The 3067-nt window shown below is 66.3% G+C and carries 4 protein-coding genes; all 4 read right to left on the reverse strand.

All coding sequences use genetic code 11. The annotated features are described in order from the left end of the window. Nucleotides 1–8: 8 nt before the first annotated feature. Nucleotides 9–653, reverse strand: a complete 645-nt coding sequence (locus tag AC1DRP_RS35890; RefSeq protein WP_441505207.1) for a ribonuclease T2 family protein — start codon at nt 651–653, stop codon at nt 9–11. Between the two features lie 36 nt (nt 654–689). Beyond that, the gene (locus tag AC1DRP_RS35895; protein ID WP_441489482.1) at nt 690–1163 is read right to left on the reverse strand and encodes a hypothetical protein; all 474 of its coding nucleotides are present in this window, start codon (nt 1161–1163) and stop codon (nt 690–692) included. 146 nt (nt 1164–1309) lie between these two features. Next, nucleotides 1310–2440 carry an iron-containing alcohol dehydrogenase gene (locus AC1DRP_RS35900; protein ID WP_476771063.1) on the reverse strand — a complete coding sequence of 377 codons (1131 nt, stop codon included), beginning with the start codon at nt 2438–2440 and terminating at the stop codon, nt 1310–1312. Between the two features lie 172 nt (nt 2441–2612). Then, nucleotides 2613–3067, reverse strand: a 455-nt coding sequence (locus AC1DRP_RS35905) for a DMT family transporter (RefSeq protein ID WP_476771064.1), incomplete at its 5' end; no start/stop codon positions are given.

Here is a 3067-nt window from a genome sequence, read left to right on the forward strand (position 1 = left end):
GCGCTCTGTCAGCGTTGAGCTTTCACGGTGATGTCGCGCGTGCGGCAGCCGGAACGGTCGACCTCCTGGCAGGTGCGGAAATTGCGCAGGTCCTTGCTGAAGCAGATCCTGACTTCCTGCAGCACACCGCGTTTGCAGGCGATCGACATCATGTCGCTGCGCAAGCCTGGATTCGCCGCAGCGAAGGCGCGCTCGAGATCGATCGCGGTCCAGCTCTGATCGCGATCCGCCTTCTGCAGCGCCGGAGGAATCGCGACCTTCTGGCGGGCGCGCCGGACATCCGAAAAATAGTCGTTCGGGCTCGAGCCCGAACAGGTGCCGTGCTTGCGCCATTCATAGCGGGCGAGCCCCTCGGACGGGAACAGGCCGTCGGCCTGGTCGAGGGCGATGCGAGAAGGCGTGCGGCCGGCCGGTCCGCAATCAGTGGGGTAGCCGCGCTCGTTCTGCGGCCAGAGGCCATGCACGACGAAGCCGAGATTGGCGCCGCTCTCGCATTGCTCGCGGGCGCGCCCGCGTCCGCCGTCCAGTTCGCAGAAGCCCGGCGACCATGACAGGGCGAGAACGTAGAAGTCGAAATCACCGGGAACGCCGCCGCGGCCATATTGCCCCTGCGCTTGCGCGTCTGGGGCCATAAGGCCAAGCAGCGTCAGCATCGACAACCAGGCGCGCGGCAGTCTCACAGCCGGAGGTTACTTTTCGGGGCCGGGCCGGGCCATCTGGCAATTGGGCGCGTAGGAAAGACCTCGATCGAGGCCGTTGACGCACCAGTTGACGTTCCAGGTCAAGCCGAACAGGCCGAGATTCTCGCGCACGGAGTAGTCGATGCGGTGCAGCGAGCCGTCATTCAACGCGATCCGCCCCGTGCAGAAGCGGCGCGGGATGAAATCGTCGCCCCAGGGTCGGAAGCCGATGGGTCGGATGCGATCATAGGCGACCGCCTGCAGCGGCCCCCAGAATTTGGCCTCTCGCGAATTGAACCAGCTTGTGATCTCGCTGAGGACGGCGGGATCCTCGCAGGCCGGCAGGTTGCCATACATCGGAATGATGCGTGCCTCGGCCCGATCCGCCGGGTCGACATAGCGGCGGCTCGTGGCCTCGACGCTGATGGTCGCAGCAAGGCAAGTCGCTGCGACGAGGGTGGTTTTCAGCAGGGCGCGGCGCATAGGGGCAAGCCTCGTGCAGGCTGGGTGAATCTGATGCCGCACGATGACGTTCGGACGGGGGAGGGTCAAGGTGATTGGCGCCAGTGGAGGGCAACCGGACCGAGACTGTGTCATTTTCGATCCGGCTGCGTAGAGCGCGTTGCTGCTCAGAAGGAGGCCTCCAGCATCGCGACATAATCGGCGGCAGCCGCCGCGCGCGGGTTGCTTGCGGTAGAGTGATCCTTCACCGCAGCTTCGGCTATGGCCGGGACGACACTGCGCGGGACGCCCATTTGCGTGAGGGAGGCCGGCATGCCGAGGCGCTGGCTCAGGTCGGCGATCCAGTTGGCGAGGTCGGTGTCGGGAGCGAGATCGAGCGCGCGGCGGATCTCCACGTATTTCAGGCCGCATTCCGGCTCGTTGAAGCGCAGCACCGCCGGCAGCAACACGGCGTTCAGCGTGCCGTGGTGAAGCGAGATATCCTTGAGGCCACCAAGCGGGTGGGAGAGCGCATGCACCGCGCCGAGGCCCTTCTGGAAGGTCAGGCCGCCCTGAAGGGCCGCCATCATCATCTCCTTGCGGGCTTCGCGATCGGATCCATCGGTCACGGCCCGCTCGATATGTGCGACTGCGCGCTTCAGCCCGTCGAGTGCGATCGCCTCGGCGGGCGGGTTCTCGCGCGGGCTGAGATAGGTCTCGATGCAATGGGTGATCGCATCCATGCCGGTTGCGGCGGTAAGCCAGGCAGGCAGGGCGAGCGTGAGCTCGGGGTCGCAGATCGCGAGCCTTGGAATCAGATGTGGCGAGATGAAGCCGAGCTTGCGCCCATCCCTCAGGGTGATCAGCGCGGCGCGCCCTACCTCGCTGCCGGTGCCCGAGGTGGTGGGGATCGCGATCACCGGCGCGACGGCTGCGGTCACTTTCGGAATGCCGCCGAGGATCGCCGCATAGGTTTCGAGTGGTCCATCATGACCTGCGAGCAGCGCCACGCCCTTGGCGAGATCGATTGGCGAGCCGCCGCCAATGGCGACAAGCCCGTCGCATCCGCTTTCGCGATACAGCGCCAGTGCTGCGAGCACGGCCTCTTCTGTCGGGTTGGTCGGCGTGGCATCGAAGATCGGGGCGGCCTGCAAGGCTGGAGAATGCGCCTGAACCGTGCCGACGAGACCGACAGCGACGACGCCCTTGTCCGCAATGATCAGTGGCTCGCGCATGCCCAGCGCGGTGAGATCGGCATCGATGCCGGCGACCTCGCCGAAGCCGAAACGGGTCGTGGTGAGATAGGTGATCAGGGCCATGGGCGTCCTCGTGGGGCTGGCCTCGTCTCGTCTAGCGGCTCGGCCTTATTGAGATGAGCTCTTGGTGTGGCATGGCCGCCGCCAGGCGTCGACTGCAGAGCCCGCGCGGGGAGGGCGAGGCGAATGCATGAGAATGTCCGGGCCTGCCTCGTCAGCGGGAGCGCGGCGCGCCTCAGGGCGGGTCGAGCATCTCAGTGGTCTTTCCCGCCCGCCGTTCGAGCACCATCAGGGCGAGGCCGGCAACCACGATGAGGCCCGAGCCGATCAGCATCGAGAGCGACGGCCAGTCGCCAAAGATGAACCAGCCGAAGATCAGGGCCCAGACGATCAGCGTATACTGGTAGGGCACGACGACAGAGGCCTCCGCCAGCTTGAGCGAGCGTGTGACGCAGAGATGTGCGGCCATGGCGACGATACCGAGCAAGCCGAGCAGCCCGATATGGGCGAGGCTCGGCGTCGTCCAGCCGAAGGGCAGCAGGATCAGCCCCATGACAAAGGCGCCCAGCGTTTGCCAGGCCACGAGCGTCACATCCGGCGTGCCGCGCAATTGGCGGCCCATGATCATCATGGCCGCGAAGGAGACGCTGCCGACGAGCGCGATGATGGCCGGAAGGGTCAGGCTCTGGC

It is taken from the genome of Allobosea sp. 01N443 (assembly GCF_056399325.1).

What these genes read in the sequence shown, in the direction of transcription:
- AC1DRP_RS35895 (WP_441489482.1), bottom strand. Translation starts at nt 1,163, where the DNA reads ATGCGCCGCGCCCTGCTGAAAACCACCCTCGTCGCAGCGACTTGCCTT.
- AC1DRP_RS35890 (WP_441505207.1), bottom strand. Translation starts at nt 653, where the DNA reads ATGCTGACGCTGCTTGGCCTTATGGCCCCAGACGCGCAAGCGCAGGGG.
- AC1DRP_RS35900 (WP_476771063.1), bottom strand. Translation starts at nt 2,440, where the DNA reads ATGGCCCTGATCACCTATCTCACCACGACCCGTTTCGGCTTCGGCGAG.